Origin of the sequence: Streptomyces tibetensis (assembly GCF_040647715.1) — a bacterium.
GTDB classification, from domain to species: domain Bacteria; phylum Actinomycetota; class Actinomycetes; order Streptomycetales; family Streptomycetaceae; genus Streptomyces; species Streptomyces tibetensis_A.
In genome coordinates this window covers 212651-227571 of record NZ_JBEZCR010000013.1, presented here as the reverse complement: position 1 = coordinate 227571, position 14921 = coordinate 212651, and the positions used below count along the sequence as shown (strand labels likewise).

The 14921-nt window shown below is 68.5% G+C and carries 18 protein-coding genes; 2 read left to right on the top strand and 16 right to left on the bottom strand.

Going from position 1 to position 14921, the window contains the following annotated elements; all coding sequences use genetic code 11:
* Nucleotides 1–71: 71 nt before the first annotated feature.
* The 3 genes from AB0B29_RS31155 to AB0B29_RS31145 form a co-directional block, all read right to left on the bottom strand.
* Nucleotides 72–1139 carry an AlbA family DNA-binding domain-containing protein gene (locus AB0B29_RS31155; protein WP_362244947.1) on the bottom strand — a complete coding sequence of 356 codons (1068 nt, stop codon included), beginning with the start codon at nucleotides 1137–1139 and terminating at the stop codon, nucleotides 72–74.
* A 400-nt stretch (nucleotides 1140–1539) separates the two neighbouring features.
* On the bottom strand, nucleotides 1540–2025 hold the full coding sequence (locus AB0B29_RS31150) for an NUDIX hydrolase (RefSeq protein WP_362244945.1): 486 nt from the start codon (nucleotides 2023–2025) through the stop codon (nucleotides 1540–1542).
* Nucleotides 2026–2044: 19 nt separating this feature from the next.
* Entirely contained in the window at nucleotides 2045–2335 is a 291-nt protein-coding gene (locus AB0B29_RS31145; protein ID WP_362244943.1) for a hypothetical protein, read from the bottom strand.
* 264 nt (nucleotides 2336–2599) lie between these two features.
* Between AB0B29_RS31145 and AB0B29_RS31140 the strand changes: the two genes are divergently transcribed.
* Nucleotides 2600–2761, top strand: a complete 162-nt coding sequence (locus AB0B29_RS31140; RefSeq protein ID WP_362244942.1) for a hypothetical protein — start codon at nucleotides 2600–2602, stop codon at nucleotides 2759–2761.
* Nucleotides 2762–2783: 22 nt separating this feature from the next.
* On the opposite strand, the gene AB0B29_RS31135 is transcribed toward AB0B29_RS31140, so the two are convergent.
* The 6 genes from AB0B29_RS31135 to rpsB form a co-directional block, all read right to left on the bottom strand.
* The gene (locus AB0B29_RS31135; RefSeq protein ID WP_362244940.1) at nucleotides 2784–3233 is read right to left on the bottom strand and encodes an SRPBCC family protein; all 450 of its coding nucleotides are present in this window, start codon (nucleotides 3231–3233) and stop codon (nucleotides 2784–2786) included.
* A 116-nt stretch (nucleotides 3234–3349) separates the two neighbouring features.
* Nucleotides 3350–4477 carry a phosphatidate cytidylyltransferase gene (locus tag AB0B29_RS31130; RefSeq protein WP_362244938.1) on the bottom strand — a complete coding sequence of 376 codons (1128 nt, stop codon included), beginning with the start codon at nucleotides 4475–4477 and terminating at the stop codon, nucleotides 3350–3352.
* Nucleotides 4477–5034, bottom strand: coding sequence for a ribosome recycling factor (gene frr / locus AB0B29_RS31125; RefSeq protein WP_053668722.1), 558 nt, complete (start codon nucleotides 5032–5034; stop codon nucleotides 4477–4479). Before frr ends, AB0B29_RS31130 begins: the two co-directional genes overlap by 1 nt.
* A 165-nt stretch (nucleotides 5035–5199) precedes the next feature.
* Nucleotides 5200–5958 carry a UMP kinase gene (gene pyrH / locus AB0B29_RS31120; protein ID WP_234847494.1) on the bottom strand — a complete coding sequence of 253 codons (759 nt, stop codon included), beginning with the start codon at nucleotides 5956–5958 and terminating at the stop codon, nucleotides 5200–5202.
* 184 nt (nucleotides 5959–6142) lie between these two features.
* Complete coding sequence (tsf, locus tag AB0B29_RS31115) at nucleotides 6143–6979, bottom strand: translation elongation factor Ts (protein ID WP_053668724.1); 837 nt, start codon at nucleotides 6977–6979, stop codon at nucleotides 6143–6145.
* A 176-nt stretch (nucleotides 6980–7155) separates the two neighbouring features.
* A complete protein-coding gene (gene rpsB / locus AB0B29_RS31110; protein WP_362244935.1) occupies nucleotides 7156–8070 on the bottom strand; it encodes a 30S ribosomal protein S2 in 915 nt (304 codons plus the stop codon).
* A gap of 273 nt (nucleotides 8071–8343) precedes the next feature.
* Between rpsB and AB0B29_RS31105 the strand changes: the two genes are divergently transcribed.
* Nucleotides 8344–8913, top strand: coding sequence for a M23 family metallopeptidase (locus tag AB0B29_RS31105; protein WP_362244933.1), 570 nt, complete (start codon nucleotides 8344–8346; stop codon nucleotides 8911–8913).
* A 139-nt stretch (nucleotides 8914–9052) separates the two neighbouring features.
* Here the strand turns inward: AB0B29_RS31105 and AB0B29_RS31100 are convergent, their stop codons facing one another.
* The 7 genes from AB0B29_RS31100 to AB0B29_RS31070 form a co-directional block, all read right to left on the bottom strand.
* The gene (locus AB0B29_RS31100; RefSeq protein WP_362244957.1) at nucleotides 9053–9610 is read right to left on the bottom strand and encodes a TetR/AcrR family transcriptional regulator; all 558 of its coding nucleotides are present in this window, start codon (nucleotides 9608–9610) and stop codon (nucleotides 9053–9055) included.
* A gap of 93 nt (nucleotides 9611–9703) precedes the next feature.
* A complete protein-coding gene (gene whiG / locus AB0B29_RS31095) occupies nucleotides 9704–10546 on the bottom strand; it encodes an RNA polymerase sigma factor WhiG (protein ID WP_362244931.1) in 843 nt (280 codons plus the stop codon).
* 272 nt (nucleotides 10547–10818) lie between these two features.
* A complete protein-coding gene (gene dprA / locus AB0B29_RS31090; RefSeq protein WP_362244929.1) occupies nucleotides 10819–11964 on the bottom strand; it encodes a DNA-processing protein DprA in 1146 nt (381 codons plus the stop codon).
* Nucleotides 11961–13565: a YifB family Mg chelatase-like AAA ATPase gene (locus tag AB0B29_RS31085; protein WP_362244927.1), complete on the bottom strand. Its 1605-nt coding sequence runs from the start codon at nucleotides 13563–13565 to the stop codon at nucleotides 11961–11963. Before AB0B29_RS31085 ends, dprA begins: the two co-directional genes overlap by 4 nt.
* Entirely contained in the window at nucleotides 13566–13967 is a 402-nt protein-coding gene (locus AB0B29_RS31080) for a YraN family protein (protein ID WP_362244925.1), read from the bottom strand.
* Nucleotides 13968–14043: 76 nt separating this feature from the next.
* On the bottom strand, nucleotides 14044–14352 hold the full coding sequence (locus AB0B29_RS31075) for a DUF2469 domain-containing protein (RefSeq protein ID WP_161368193.1): 309 nt from the start codon (nucleotides 14350–14352) through the stop codon (nucleotides 14044–14046).
* Nucleotides 14353–14408: 56 nt separating this feature from the next.
* Nucleotides 14409–14918, bottom strand: coding sequence for an NUDIX hydrolase (locus AB0B29_RS31070; protein ID WP_362244923.1), 510 nt, complete (start codon nucleotides 14916–14918; stop codon nucleotides 14409–14411).
* Nucleotides 14919–14921 lie beyond the last annotated feature (3 nt).

Genomic DNA, 14921 nt, shown 5'->3' with positions numbered 1-14921 from the left:
GGGTGTGGACGTCGACCGCGAGGATGTTCGTGGCGGGGTCGGCGGCTGCCATCCGGGCCCCCCCCGCACTCTCACCCTGACAGCGTGACCCTTCCCGCTAGCAGGGAATGCAGCGTTTTCCCTGTGACGGGAACGATGCGGTCACCGTTCCTGACCGGAACGGCGAACACATTCCCCTTTCCAAGTTCAGAGATTCCTGACCCTTCGACAATAAACGGCTTAGCGGAATCCGCCTGGGGGGGCACATAGATGTACAACAACCAACCCCCATCCATAGACACTGCTTCTATCCTGAGATTCGCCATAGCCGGATAAATTTGACCCCGAAGCGTCGCATCGAGCGAGTTCTTCAATCGGGAATCTGGCGAGATCGGTGCGATTTTGCGGATTCTATCCCCATCGCCACTATTCTTCGTGAATAGGCCGTAGATCAAGAGTCCACCAAGTCGCGAATTAGCGAATTGCGCCACATCTTTACACAGTGTGAATTTCCCAGCCGCCTTACTCAAGTCCGGCAGCTGGGACTTGACCTCTAACCACTCATTTTCCGCCATGCCCATGAAGCGCCAAATTTCACCATCCGCAAGCGCCGCGGCAGCCGCCTTCGCATCCTTCAACTCGATTTCGAGGGGCTTGACGGTGCTCGCCTGCAGCTCGGTGGCAATGTCATAAAGTTCACCCATGGTTTTGGACGTGCCCTCGACGAAATGGCACGACAGCTCCCAGTATGAACCGTCATCGTCTGAGTTGCGCCTACATGACGCTACGGCAATGGCGTACCTCTTCAAGAACTGGGAGACGTACGGCTCCACTTCCCCATTAGGGACGGCTTCATGCAGCCTGACGATCAAGGAAAGGCTGGATTCCCTGGATGGGCTGCTGTACACATGAACTTCCGCATGCCTTGCTCCGCGCCGCCCCCAGTAGTGGATGTTTGCATCCTTACCGGCCAGAGCAGCCAGCTCCTCGGCCAACTCAATGGAAGGTACAGTTCGCCCACTTTCAGGTGTCCATGAAACGAACAGTTCCGCCAGTCCGAAAGTATCGAAAGTAAGGAATTCGCCGGACGTCAGGATGACCGTTCCCTGATCTCGGGACTGAGAACATGGGTCGACTTCGATTCGCTCAACATACGCCACCGTGGAATGATGACACGAACAGCTACATCCTGTGGAAGATTTTTCACACAGGTCGGCGGAGCGGCTTTGGGCTGGAGCTGCTTTGGGGCGAGTGATCATGGCCCCGTAAGCTTCCGGCGCGTCGGGCAGTCTGTGGACCTGCCCGTGAAAGCACGACGTTGGGGCCATGATCTTCGAGGCTCGCGCCAAAGTGGCTGCGTAAAGCCGTGGAGCCGACCGGCCTCAGCCACAGAGGGTTTCCCTGCCTCCGCCCGCATGCACGCAGCGCGCCGCCGGGCGCGGCCAGCCGGGGCGCAGACAGGAGGCAGGCCGCGCCGCAGAGGCGGCGAGCGCCCGCGCCATGCGCGGGCCTTGATGAATGTAGGGAAAGTCTTACCGCACTGCGATCAGTTCTGCATGATCACGCAGCTCGGCTCTCCGGCCTTTGGCCATGCTCCAAGTAGACCGGGGCAGACTCGGACTTGGCCTCGGCCGCCGCAAGGATGCGTCGGGCCAGTCGCGGGATGGTGCGCTCCGCGATCCGCTCCGAGGACAGAAAGTCGAAGCTCTTCAGCTCGTCGGCCTGCAGAACGATCGCCGCCAGGTGCTCCTGGCTCAGCTGGCCGCCGTCGAACAGGTACACCACCTTGTCGCCCTCGGCCTCGTTCGGGGCCCAGTCGACCGCGAGCAGACGCCGGATAGGCGGCCTGATCCCCAGCTCTTCCTGAACCTCTCGGACGGCCGCGTGCAGCGGAGATTCGCCGGTCTCGACGTACCCGCCGGGGATCTCCCAATAGTCCTTGTACGTAGGTTCCACCATGAGGACTCGCCCTGCGGCATCAAAGAAGAGCGCACCCGCTGCCATGCGCGGACGCGCCATCCTCGCTTCCTGTGCGTTCAGTGCCACGCAGCCGAGAGTACCCAGCTCAGATGACATGCAGCCTCTTGGCCAGGTCCGCCAGGCTGCGGCTCGGCCGGCCCTTTTGGTTCCGGACCCAGGTGAGCACGAATTCTCGCGCAAGGTAGTGGTTCCGCACCTTCTCAGGCGCCCAGCTATCCGCTTCAAGGATCTTCGCCATGGCGTCGTCCATACGGTTGTGGGCGCTGAGGGCTCGAGCCACTTCGAGGTTGTGACGTGTGCGGCGCTCGGTCGGCAGCGAGCTGGTGTCGATCTGCGGGCACAAATCCACCGCCACCTGCATGTCCCCCAGCACCACGACTCAGGCCTTCCTCGCCGAGGCTGACCAGGCAGCCCGGCGTCAGGGAGTCGATGCCAACCACGTGTGGACTGCTTTCGGCCCGACCAATGTGTCCATCCACCGCGTAGCCACCGCCGCAGACGACGGGTAAGTCAGCTTTCGCCAGGTGCCGGTGTCGATGCCTTCAGCTCGACTCATGCGGCGCGGCATACTCATGCATGTGAAGCCAAGGGCCCGACGGAACCAAGTGTTCCGGCCAGACACCCAGGGCACGCGCGAGCAATGACGTCCTTCTACACGGCATCGGCATCGGTACAGCTGGCGGAGAAGTGGCAAGGCCCCCCGTGGTTCAAGTGGGCCTTTCTCGGCGTGTGGGCGCTCTGCGGCGTGTTCGTCCTGTTCAAGCTGCGACAGAACGGCTGGAAGTTCCCCCGGCGGCGCTGAACCGAGCCGCCGCAGGGACGCCCTACTCGCCCGTGTGCTCCAGTCGGTCCTTGAGCAGTTGCTCGTTGCGCGGGAGTTCCTTGCGGACTTGGGGGCGCACGACGAGGGGGACCAGGACCTTGCCCATGCCGTGGCCCTCGAAGTCGATGTCGATCGTGACGTGTGAGCGGCGGCCCTCGTCGTAGGGCTCGACCTCGCCGTGCACCTGGGCCCGGACAGGGCCGTCGACACCGCGCATGCCCCAGCTGTGCGGCGGGTCGTACTCGGTGACCTCCATGGTCATCGGCATGACGCGACGGCCGACGTGCCGGGTCACCCGGACCTTGGTGCCGATACCGACGGGCCCCTCGTCCAGGCGCTCCGCGGAGACGGCGCTCAGCTGCCACTCCGGCATGCGCCCGGTGTCCATGACGTAGTCGTAGACCTCCTCGGGGCGGCGCTCGACGTCGACGCTCTCTCGGATGATGGCCATGATGACCCCCTTTGGGAGATACATCTGAATCGTCCCACTTCAGGCCCCCGGACGTCTCCCCGAGACGTCAGCGAGCCCCCGACCGGGAGGTCGGGGGCTCGCTGACGGAAGTAGCCTCAGCCGGACCCGACGAACAGCACGAGCAGCAGCCACACCACCGGAGCCGTGGGCAGCAGCGAGTCGAGCCGGTCCATGATGCCGCCGTGCCCCGGCAGCAGCGTGCCCATGTCCTTGATGCCGAGGTCCCGCTTGATCATGGACTCGCCGAGGTCGCCCAGTGTGGCGGTGACCGCGACCGCGAGGCCCAGCACCAGCCCTTGCCACCAGGCACCGTCGTCGATGAGGAACTGCATGCACAGGGCCCCCGCGACCATGGCGAAGGAGACCGCACCGAGCAGACCCTCCCGGGTCTTGCCGGGGCTGATGCGCGGGGCGAGCTTGTGCCGGCCGAACCGCCAGCCGACGGCGTACGCCCCGGTGTCGCTGACGACCGTCAGCAGCAGGAAGGTGAGCACCCGCTGCGGCCCGTCGTCCGCGGTCAGCATCATGGCGACGAACGTCGCCAGGAAGGGCACGTAGAACGCCGCGAAGACACCCGCGGTGACGTCCCTCAGATAGCCCTCGGGCGGTTCCGTCATGCGCCAGACCAGGACGGCCAGTGCGGTGAGCGCCATCGCCACCCACGCGCCCTCGGCACCCCGGACGTACCCGGCGACGACCATAGCGGCACCACCGAGCGCGAGCGGCACGAGCGGCGCCCGGATGCCCTTGCGCTCCTCCAGCCGCTTGGTCAGCTCCCACAGGCCCACCACCACGGCCACCGCGACGACACCGACGAACACGGCCTTGACGACGAACAGCGAGGCGACGATCACCACACCGAGCCCGACACCGACCCCTATCGCGGCACTCAGGTCGCGACCCGCGCTCTTCTTGGGCGGCTTGGGCGCCGACTGCGAGGCGTCGGACATGGGCTCCGGATTCGTGTCGTTTCGGACCGGGGTGCCGCTCAGCCGAGCAGTTCCCCGGTCGTCATCCTGGTTTCCGCCGAATTCGGGTACGTCGGGCACGATGGGCATGGGGCGAGTCTGAGGCGCTTCATACGCATCGTATGCGGGACCCGCCGGGGCGGCCCCTCGGACGTGCCCCTGGCCCGGGCCCTGGACGTGCCCGCGACCATGCCCTTGGTCGGTGGGCCCCCAGTACCCGGCCTGTGGCGGCGCCCCCCAGGAAGAGTCGTTCATCAGACCTCGAGCAGCTCCGCTTCCTTGTGCTTCAGGAGCTCGTCCACCTGCGCGACGTACTTCGCGGTGGTGTCGTCCAGCTCCTTCTCCGCACGGCGGCCCTCGTCCTCGCCGACCTCGCCGTCCTTGATCAGCTTGTCGATGGCTTCCTTGGCCTTGCGGCGCACGGAGCGGATCGAGATCTTCGCGTCCTCGCCCTTGCCCTTGGCGACCTTGATGTACTCGCGGCGGCGCTCCTCGGTGAGCTCGGGGAACACCACCCGGATGATGTTGCCGTCGTTGCTCGGGTTGACGCCCAGGTCGGAGTCGCGGATCGCCTGCTCGATGTTGCGCAGGGCCGTCTTGTCGAACGGGGTCACCACGGCCATGCGCGGCTCGGGCACCGAGAACGAGGCCAGCTGGTTGATCGGCGTCGGCGCGCCGTAGTACTCCGCCACGATCTTGTTGAACATCGCCGGGTGCGCACGGCCGGTGCGGATCGCGGCGAAGTCCTCCTTGGCGACCACGACGGCCTTCTCCATCTTCTCCTCGGCCTCGAGGAGGGTCTCTTCGATCACCACTTGCTCCTGCGTGTCTTGAGTAGGCCCGGCTGCGGTTCCATGTGGGCGGCGGCCGGCTGCGTCGCGTCTTCTTCCTGCACGGTTCCCGACCGGCGGGACATTGTCCATCCCCCGGCCCGGCTCCGTCCCGTCCGTCCCCCGGACGGGGTTGTACCCGGGGTGTCAGTCCCGGCTGCCGGGGTCCCCCACCAGCGTGCCGATCTTCTCACCCTTGACGGCACGTCCGATGTTGCCCTCCGCCAGCAGCTCGAAGACCACGATCGGGAGCTTGTTGTCGCGGCACAGGGTCACGGCCGTGGCGTCGGCGACCTTCAGATCGCGCGTGATGACCTCGCCGTAGCCGAGGTGATCGAACTTCACCGCGTCCGGGTTGGTCTTGGGGTCGGAGTCGTAGACCCCGTCCACGCCGTTCTTGCCCATCAGCAGCGCCTCGGCGTCGATCTCCAGGGCGCGCTGGGCGGCGGTGGTGTCGGTGGAGAAGTACGGCATGCCCATTCCGGCGCCGAAGATGACCACGCGGCCCTTCTCCAGGTGCCGTACGGCGCGCAGCGGGATGTACGGCTCGGCGACCTGGCCCATGGTGATGGCGGTCTGCACCCGGCAGTCGACGCCGACCTTCTCCAGGAAGTCCTGGAGGGCGAGGCAGTTCATGACCGTGCCGAGCATGCCCATGTAGTCGGAGCGGGCCCGGTCCATGCCGCGCTGCTGGAGTTCGGCACCGCGGAAGAAGTTGCCGCCGCCGATGACGACCGCGATCTGGGCGCCGTCGCGCACGACGGCCGCGATCTCGCGGGCGATCTTGTGCACCACGTCGGGGTCGACGCCCAGGCCGCCGCCACCGGAGAAGGCCTCTCCGGACAGCTTCAGCAGAAACCGGCCGCTCACTTTGCCGTCGTCGCTCTTCTGGGCCTTGGTGGTCATGGGGGATCCCGCCTCTTTCACGTGTTGCACATACCAAGAAGGCCATTGCCGGTGGGGCGTGTTTCGCATCCCATACGGCAATGGCCTCCTCGTCAGATCTGCTGTCGTCCGCCACTTATGTGACGGCGTACGCGGACGACTGCTGTCGACCCTATCGGGGCCGGGCGTCGAGCGCGGTACGGACTCAGATGCCGACCTTGATGCGCGTGAAGCGCTTCAGGGTGACACCGGCCTCGTCCAGGATCTTCTGGACGGACTTCTTGTTGTCGAGCGCGTACGGCTGGCCGAGCAGCGTGGCGTCCTTGAAGAAGCCGTTGAGGCGACCCTCGACGATCTTCGGCAGGGCGGCCTCGGGCTTGCCCTCGGCGCGGGTGGTCTCCTCGGCGACGCGGCGCTCGGACTCGACGACCTCGGCCGGCACGTCCTCCTTGGAGAGGTACTTCGGCGCGAACGCGGCGATGTGCTGGGCGACGCCCTTGGCGATCTCGGCGTTCGGCTTGTCCAGCTCGACGAGGACACCGATCTGCGGGGGCAGGTCGGGCATCGTGCGGTGCATGTACGCCGTCACGTAACCGTCGGCGAACTGCGCGAAGCGGTCCAGGACGATCTTCTCGCCCAGGTTGGCGTTGGCCTCGTCGACGAACGCCTGGACGGTCTTGCCGGCCTCGATCTCGGAGGCGAGCAGGGCGTCGAGGTCGGCCGGGGACGTCTTGGCGACGTGCTGCGCGATCTGGTTGGCGACGGCCTGGAACTTCTCGCCCTTGGCGACGAAGTCCGTCTCGCACTTCAGCTCGACGATGACGCCGGAGGAGTTGTCGTCGGCGATGATCGAGACCACGGCGCCGTTCTCGGCGGAGCGGCCCTCGCGCTTGGCGACGCCCTTCTGGCCCTTGATGCGGAGCGCCTCGACGGCCTTCTCGACGTTGCCCTCGGCCTCGTCCAGCGCCTTCTTGCAGTCCATCATGCCGGCGCCCGTGAGCTCACGGAGCTTCTTGACGTCGGCGGCGGTGTAGTTCGCCATGAGTCTGTGAATCTCTCTCGAAGTCTGGAAGATCGAAGATCTGCGGATGCGCTCCATGGAGCCGGAGCACGCTGTCCCTCCGCTGACCTACGGGTGAACGGCGGGAGCGGACTTCACCGCGCCGAGGGCGCTGGTGTACGCAGTACCGCTCCCGCCGTCACCACGGGACTGACGGGTCAGGCCTGCTCGGCCTCGGCCGGCTTGTCGCCCTCGGCCGGCTTCTCGGCCTCGGCGGCGGGGGCCTCAGCCGGAGTCGCCTCGGCGGCGGGGGCCTCGGCCGGAGTGGCCTCGGCGGCGGGGGCGGCCTCGTCGGCCTTCTTCTCGCCCTCGAGCAGGTCGCGCTCCCACTCGGCCAGCGGCTCGCCCGCGGCCTTCTCGCCCTTGCCCTCGGTGGCGACACCGCTGCGGGCGATGAGGCCCTCGGCGACGGCGTCGGCGATGACGCGGGTGAGCAGGGTGACGGAGCGGATCGCGTCGTCGTTGCCCGGGATCTTGTAGTCGACCTCGTCGGGGTCGCAGTTGGTGTCGAGGATCGCGACGACCGGGATGTTCAGCTTCCGGGCCTCACCAACGGCGATGTGCTCCTTCTTGGTGTCCACGATCCAGACGGCGCTGGGCACCTTCTGCATCTCGCGGATACCGCCGAGGGTCTTCTCCAGCTTGGCCTTCTCGCGCGAGAGCACGAGAAGCTCCTTCTTGGTCAGACCGGACGCGGCGACGTCCTCGAAGTCGATCTGCTCGAGCTCCTTGAGGCGCTGCAGACGCTTGTAGACGGTCGAGAAGTTGGTGAGCATGCCGCCCAGCCAGCGCTGGTTGACGTAGGGCATGCCGACGCGGGTGGCCTGCTCGGCGATGGCCTCCTGCGCCTGCTTCTTCGTGCCGACGAACATGACCGTGCCGCCGTGGGCGACGGTCTCCTTGACGAACTCGTAGGCGCGGTCGATGTACGACAGCGACTGGAGCAGGTCGATGATGTAGATGCCGTTGCGCTCCGTGAAGATGAAGCGCTTCATCTTCGGGTTCCAACGACGGGTCTGGTGACCGAAGTGGACGCCGCTCTCCAGCAGCTCCCGCATCGTGACGACGGCCATGGCCGTATCTCCTTGATTTTCTCGGTTGTGCCGCGGATGCCGGACGGCCTCCGCGCCTGACGCCCACTGCGCGCCGTTCCACGAGGGACCGAGGGGCGCTGACACGGGCCCGTTGTCGGGGTTCGTGTCGGGGCGTGCGAAGTCGACCCGATGGCTCGGGTCGCCACCAGAAGTGTACGGGACCCGCGGGGTGCCGGGTGACGCCGTTGTCCACAACCGGCGGGTGATCCCCAGCCGGGGCCGCGAGCAGTGATGGTCCGGGACGCTTTGCCCATGCGAGTGAACCGGTGTGTCCGCGTGTGTACGCGTCTGATCCTGCTGCTGCTCCTCACGGCGTGGGCCCTGCTGGCCCCGCCGCCGCGGCTGCTCGCGGCGGGCTCTGCCCTCAAGGACCCCGCCGTGCCGGCGGTCGGCCGCGCATGGCCGGTGGGCCTGCGTCCTGCGGTCCTGCGCGGGTGGGAACCCCCGGCGACGGTCTACGGCCGCGGCCACCGGGGCGTGGATTTGGCGGCGGCACCGGGAACGCCGGTGCGGGCGGTGGCGGCGGGCCGGGTCTCCTTCGCGGGCAGGGTGGCCGGAAAGGGAGTGGTCTCGGTGGAGCTGGCAGGCACCGGCGACCCGCCTCTGCGCACGACCTACGAACCGGTGACGGCGTCGGTGGAGGCGGGCGACGGGGTGGAACCGGGCGAGGTGATCGGCACGGTGGATGCGACCGGGTCGCATTGCACGGCTGCGTGTGTGCACTGGGGCTTACGGCGCGGGGAGATTTACCTGAACCCCCTGTCTCTCCTGCCGCCGTGGTTGCTCAGCCGGGGCCCGTCCAGGCTGCTGCCGGTGTACTGACCCGGCTGCGGGCAGTCGTGCCGCCGGGGCGACGGGGCTCCCACCTGCTCGGTCGGAGCGGACAGCTCGGGGAGGGTGTGCGCGCCGCACCCCGCTCCGTCAAGCAGCGGACCCCGCCCGCCCCGGTCGGGGACGTGGCTCAGCCCCGCACACCCCGCAGTGCCATGGACACCGCCGCATCCGCGATGGTCGCCGGCTCCTCCGCCGCCCCCAGTTCGATCCTGCGCACGGCCGCGTCCACGACGCCCTGCAGCAACATCGCTGCCAGCCGGGGCTGCTCATGCCCCAGCTCCCCCAGCGCCTCGACGATCATCGTGACCAGCCCGCCGTGCGCCGCCCGGATCTTCTCCCGCGCTCCCGCGTCGAGTTCGCTCGCGGAGATCGCGACCACGGCCCGGTGCCGCCGGTCCCCGACCAGCTCCAACTGCTGCCGCACATAGGCCTCGACCTTGGCCTCGGCCGTCTCCGCCCGCTCCATCGCGGCCGACACGTCCGCCGCCCAGACCGGGAAGTCGACCTCGCACAGTTCCTCGACCACGGCCGCCCGGGACCGGAAGTACTCGTAGACGGACGAGCGCGCGAGGCCCGTCCGCTCGGCGAGGGCCGGGAAGGTCAGCGCCTCCGTACCGCCCTCGGACAACAAGGAACGAGCCGCGTCCAGCAGGGCGGCTCGCTGCATCGACCGGTGCTCGGCCACGGAGGCCGCTCGAATCCTTGGCACGTCAACACTCTACGGACGCACCCCGCCACGCGGGAGTGGTTGACGCCGACCCGAGGACATCCGGCCAGGTCAGCGGCCGAAGCTCGCCAGTTTCGCTCTCAGCTGCAGCACCGACTTCGTATGGATCTGGCTGACCCGGCTCTCGGTCACACCCAGCACGTTCCCGATCTCGGCCAGGGTGAGGCCCTCGTAGTAGTACAGCGTGACCACGGTCTTCTCCCGGTCGGGCAGCGTGTTGATCGCCCGTGCCAGGAACCTCCTCAGCTCCCGGTCCTCGGCGACCTCGACGGGGTTGTCGGCGGCGGTGTCCTCGAGTGTGTCCATGACGCTGAGCCCGTCGCCGCCCTCACCGCCCCCGTGCAGCAGCTCCTCCAGGGCGACCACGTTGGCCAGCGACAACTGACTGAACACCGCGTGGAGTTCCTCGACGGCGATGCCCATCTCGCCCGCCACCTCGCTCTCCGTCGGCGTCCGCCGCAACCGCGCCTCCAGCGTGGCGTACGCCCGCTCCACGTTGCGCGCCTTCTGCCGCACCGAGCGGGGGATCCAGTCCAGCGCCCGCAACTCGTCGATCATCGCGCCGCGGATCCGGGTGATCGCGTAGGTCTCGAACTTGATCTCCCGGTCGATGTCGAACTTCTCGATCGCGTCGATCAGCCCGAACACCCCGGACGAGACGAAGTCCGCCTGCTCCACGTTGGACGGCAGGCCCACGCTGACCCGTCCGGCGACGTACTTCACCAGCGGCGAGTAGTGCAGGATCAGCTGCTCCCGCAGCCGCTCGTCCCCCGTCGCCTTGTACGACCGCCACAACTCGTCGAGCGTCGAGGGAGCGGGCGGCCGCACGCTGCCACCGTCACGGGCGGCTGGGGGGATCGCCGCCCGGTCGGACCCGGAGGTGTGCTGGGGCATTCGTCGCCTTGTGCCGTTCTGCTGCGAAGTGGTGCTGCCGGGGTGAGCTGTCTGTCTGATGTCGAGTTGCCTGTCCGTGTCGGGATCCTCGCGAGCGTAGCGTGACTGTGGCGTCGCGGTGTGCGAAGGGCGGAGGCCAGGGCGGGCGCAGATACGTTCCTCGGGACGCCCCGTCGGGGTGACGCGCTCGCTCCCTGTGATCACCACAAGGCCCCAACTGGGCGCATTTCCAAGGGATGTCGGGGTTCCCCCGGACGGCCGAACACAGGCCGTCAGCACAGCCCGCGAGCGTCGCGGACCGACATCACCGCCTGGCGTGTCAACTTCCAGCCGTCGCCGTGTCGTTCGACGTAACCGAGTGCTCGGAGTTCGTACAGTCTCGCGATCGCGTCGTCCGGTGCGGTCTGTGCGGAGCGCGCGATCTCGTCCGGCCCGGCCGTGCCGCGTCCCGGCAGCGCGTCGAGCACCTGCCGGGCGGCCGGCTCCAGCAGGTCCCGGGGCAGGACGGGGCCTCGCCGGTCGGGGGCCAGTTCCCCCATGCCACCGATCAGTTCCACGACGTCTGCGGCATCGGTGACCAGGACGGCCTCCCCGCGCAGCAGATCGTGCACCCCGGCGGACAGGGCGCTGGTGGCCGGGCCCGGCACGCCCATCGTGTGCCGGCCGAGGCGTTGCGCCGCCCGCGCGGTGACCAGGGAGCCGCTGCGGTAGGCCGCCTCCACGACCACGGTGCCGCGGGTGAGCGCGGCGATCACTCTGTTGCGCAGGATGAAGCGGCTCGGCGTGGGGTGGTCCCCGGGTGGCAGCTCGCCGATCACCAGTCCCTGTTCGGCGATCCTGCCGATCAGCTGAGTGTGGCCGCGGGGGTAGGGCCGGTCGACGCCGCAGGCGAGGACGGCGACGGTGGCGCCGCCGGCTCCTAGGGCTCCGCGATGGGCGGCTCCGTCGACTCCGTAGGCACCGCCCGACACCACGACCCAGCCCCGCTCGGCGAGCCCCGCGGCGAGGGTGGCGGCCATGTGGGCCCCGTACTCGGTGCAGGCCCGGGCGCCGACCACGGCGACCGACTTCAGCGCCCACATCCGCAGACCGGCCCGCCCGCGCACCCACAGCCCGAGGGGCCGGGCATCCCCGAGATCGTCGAGCTGCCCCGGCCACTCCGCGTCCCCGGGGGAAACGAACCGCACACCGGCGTCCCGGGCGGCCGCAAGATCCCTGCGCGGCCGAGCAGCCTCGGCCCTGGCCACCAGCCCCTCCCAACGCTTCCCACTCGCGCCCGGGAGGACGGTGCCGCCCCCTTTCAGCCGCCGCACCACTTCCCCGACCCCGAACTGCCGGACCCATCGCCCGCCGACTTCGTCACCGGGCTCGATGACCCGGGTGAGCAGGACCCGGCAGAGCAGGTCTTCGTCCGTCATGTGCGGAGTCCTTCCAGGATCGCTCCCCGGCGGACGCCCGTGCGCAGTTCCAACGCCCAGTTCACGTCGTTCGACGAGGGCTTGTCGCGCCCTCCCAGGTCGGCCAGGGTCCAGGCGACGCGGAGGACCCGGTCCAGCCCCCGTGCGGTGAGCAGACCGCGGTCCAGGTCCTGCTCGGCTTTGGCGAGGGCCCCGGACTGAACATGCCAACGGGTGCGGAGTTCGTGTCCGGGCACCTCGCTGTTGGTCCGCCAGGGCGTTCCCTCATAGCGGTGTGCCGCACGTTCGCGCGCCACCTTGACGCGTTCCGCCACGGTCGCCGACGTCTCGGCACCGGTGTGGAGCTGCAGCAGCTCTGCCCTGGAAACCGGTTCCACCGTCACCCGCAGATCGACACGGTCCATCAGAGGGCCGGACAGGCGAGCACGGTAGCGCTTGATGGTGGAGGGCCGGCACTCGCAGATGTCATCGCCCCTGCCGTGCCTCCCACAGGGGCACGGATTGGCCGCGAGGACCATGAGGAACCTTGCGGGCATCCGCAGCATGCCGGCGGCACGAGCGATCACGACATGGCCCGATTCCAATGGCTGGCGCAGGGCGTCCAGCACACTGCTGTGGAACTCCGCGGCCTCGTCGAGAAACAACACGCCGTGGTGAGCCAGAGAGACCGCGCCCGGCCTGGGCAGCCCGTTTCCACCGCCGACGAGCGAGGCCATGGTGGCCGAGTGGTGGGGAGCGCAGTACGACGGCCTGTCGACCAAGGGGTGTCCTGGCGGCAGCACTCCGGCCACGGAGTGAACGGCCGTGACCTCCAGGGACTCCTGTCGGCTCAGCTCGGGCAACAGCCCTGGCAGCCGCTCGGCCAGCATGGTCTTGCCTGCGCCCGGAGGCCCCTTGAAGAAGACGTGATGCCGGCCTGCCGCTGCCACTTCCAGGGCAGCCCTGGCCATGTGCTGTCCGGCCACGTCCGCCAGATCGGGCGGGTGATCACTGGTCACGGCGCCCAGCCCGGTGCCCGGCAGGGCCAGGCCCGCCAGGAAGGGGTCGGGACGGACCTCCCCGGGCACGGCCTCTTCCTCGGGTACCGGCTCGTCGGTCAGAACGGCGATCAACTGCCGAAGGCTCCGCACCCCCAGCACCGAAACACCTGGTACCAGCGAAGCCTCCGGCACCGCGCACTCCGGTACCACCACCTGCTCGTACCCCGCCTCGGCCGCCGCCAGCACCGCCGGCAGAACACCGCGCACCGGCCGCACCCGCCCGTCCAGCCCCAGTTCGCCGATCATCACGATGTCGGCCAGGACCCTCGGGTCGATGCGCTCCGCCGCGCCGAGGACCGCCGCCGCGACGGCCAGGTCGAAGCCGCTGCCGGACTTCGGTACCGAGGCCGGGCTCAGACCGACGGTGAGTTTCTTCTGGGGCCAGGCCGAGCCCGAGTTGACGACCGCTGCGCGCACCCGGTCCCGGCTCTCCGTGAGGCTCTTGTCGGGCAGCCCCACCAGCGTGAAGGCCGCGACGCCCGGTTCGAGGTCGGCCTGGACCTCGACGACCACTCCCTCGACGCCGACCAGGGCCACCGAACACGTTCGGGCGAATGCCACTCAGGCCACCCCCCGCACATGCTCGACCACGGCGGCTCCGCGGGCCGGGAGCAGCACGCCGACCACGTCGATGCGGACCCCGCCGGGCGGTGCGCCCCCGTGTGTCTGGATCCACCGCTCGGCCAGGCCCCGCAACCGCTCCGCCTTCTGCGGGGTCACGGCTGCCATCGGATGCTGGAAGGGACCCTCCCTGCGGGTCTTCACCTCGCAGACGACCAGGACGTCCCCGTCCCTGGCCACGATGTCGATCTCGCCGGTCCGGCCGGAGCGCCAGTTGCGCTCCAAGACCGTCAGACCGGCCTCGGTCAGCCGCCGTGCGGCCAGCGTCTCCCCGTACTTGCCCATGGCACTGCGTGCCAGATGTGCGGTCATGTCGGCACCACCTCCGGCGCCAACGATCACGCACCCGCCCCCATGAAGTGGATCTTGGTGGACGGCTCAGCGACTGTGGACAACTCCGTCACCCGCGCGAGGACCCTCAGCCGCTGGGCATCTCCAGGTCGCTCTTGTTCAGCTCCTCAATGTTCACGTCCTTGAACGTGAGGACCCGCACCTGCTTCACGAACCGCGCCGGCCGGTACATGTCCCAGACCCAGGCATCCGCCATGGAGACCTCGAAGAACACCTCACCCTGGACCGAGTGCACCTGCATCTCGTAGTCGTTGGTCAGGTAGAAGCGTCGCTCGGTCTCGATCACGTATTTGAACAGACCGACGACATCGCGGTACTCCCGGTAGAGCTTCAGCTCCATCTCGGTCTCGTACTTCTCGAGGTCCTCGGCGCTCATGGCATGTTCCCCTTCAGCCGTGCGATCCCCCCATTGTGCGCCAGTCCGGTGAGCCCCTAGACGATTTCCGGGTCAAGGATCACTGGCCTGGCCGGGGGACCTTCGTCGAGCAGCGTGCGCAGCAGCCCGGCGAGTCTGGTCGGATACACCGTCTCATGTGCCCGGCTCAATTCCGGACACGTCCACCAGCGCGCTCCGGCGACGCTGCGCCGCTCCAGCTCGGTCAGCCCGGTGGCGGCCACCGTCGTGCGGTCCGTACGCGCCAGGTAGTACCACTCGTCCTGGTCCCAGCGGCGGCCCGCGAACGGGAAGGAGCACTTGCGCCGCCACAGCACCGGGCCGAGTTCGACCTCGGTGATGCCCGTCTCCTCGGCGAGTTCCCGCAGCGCGGCCTGTTCACGGGTCTCCTCGCCCTCCACACCGCCGCCGGGGGTGAACCACCAGTCGTCGCCCGGGTCGTCCGGCTCGTGCCCGTGCAGCAGCAGGATGCGGTCCTGCGGATCGAGCAGCACGACCCGGGCGACCCTGCGCAGCCCGCCCTCGTAGGTGTCCTGGCCCGTTCCCATGGC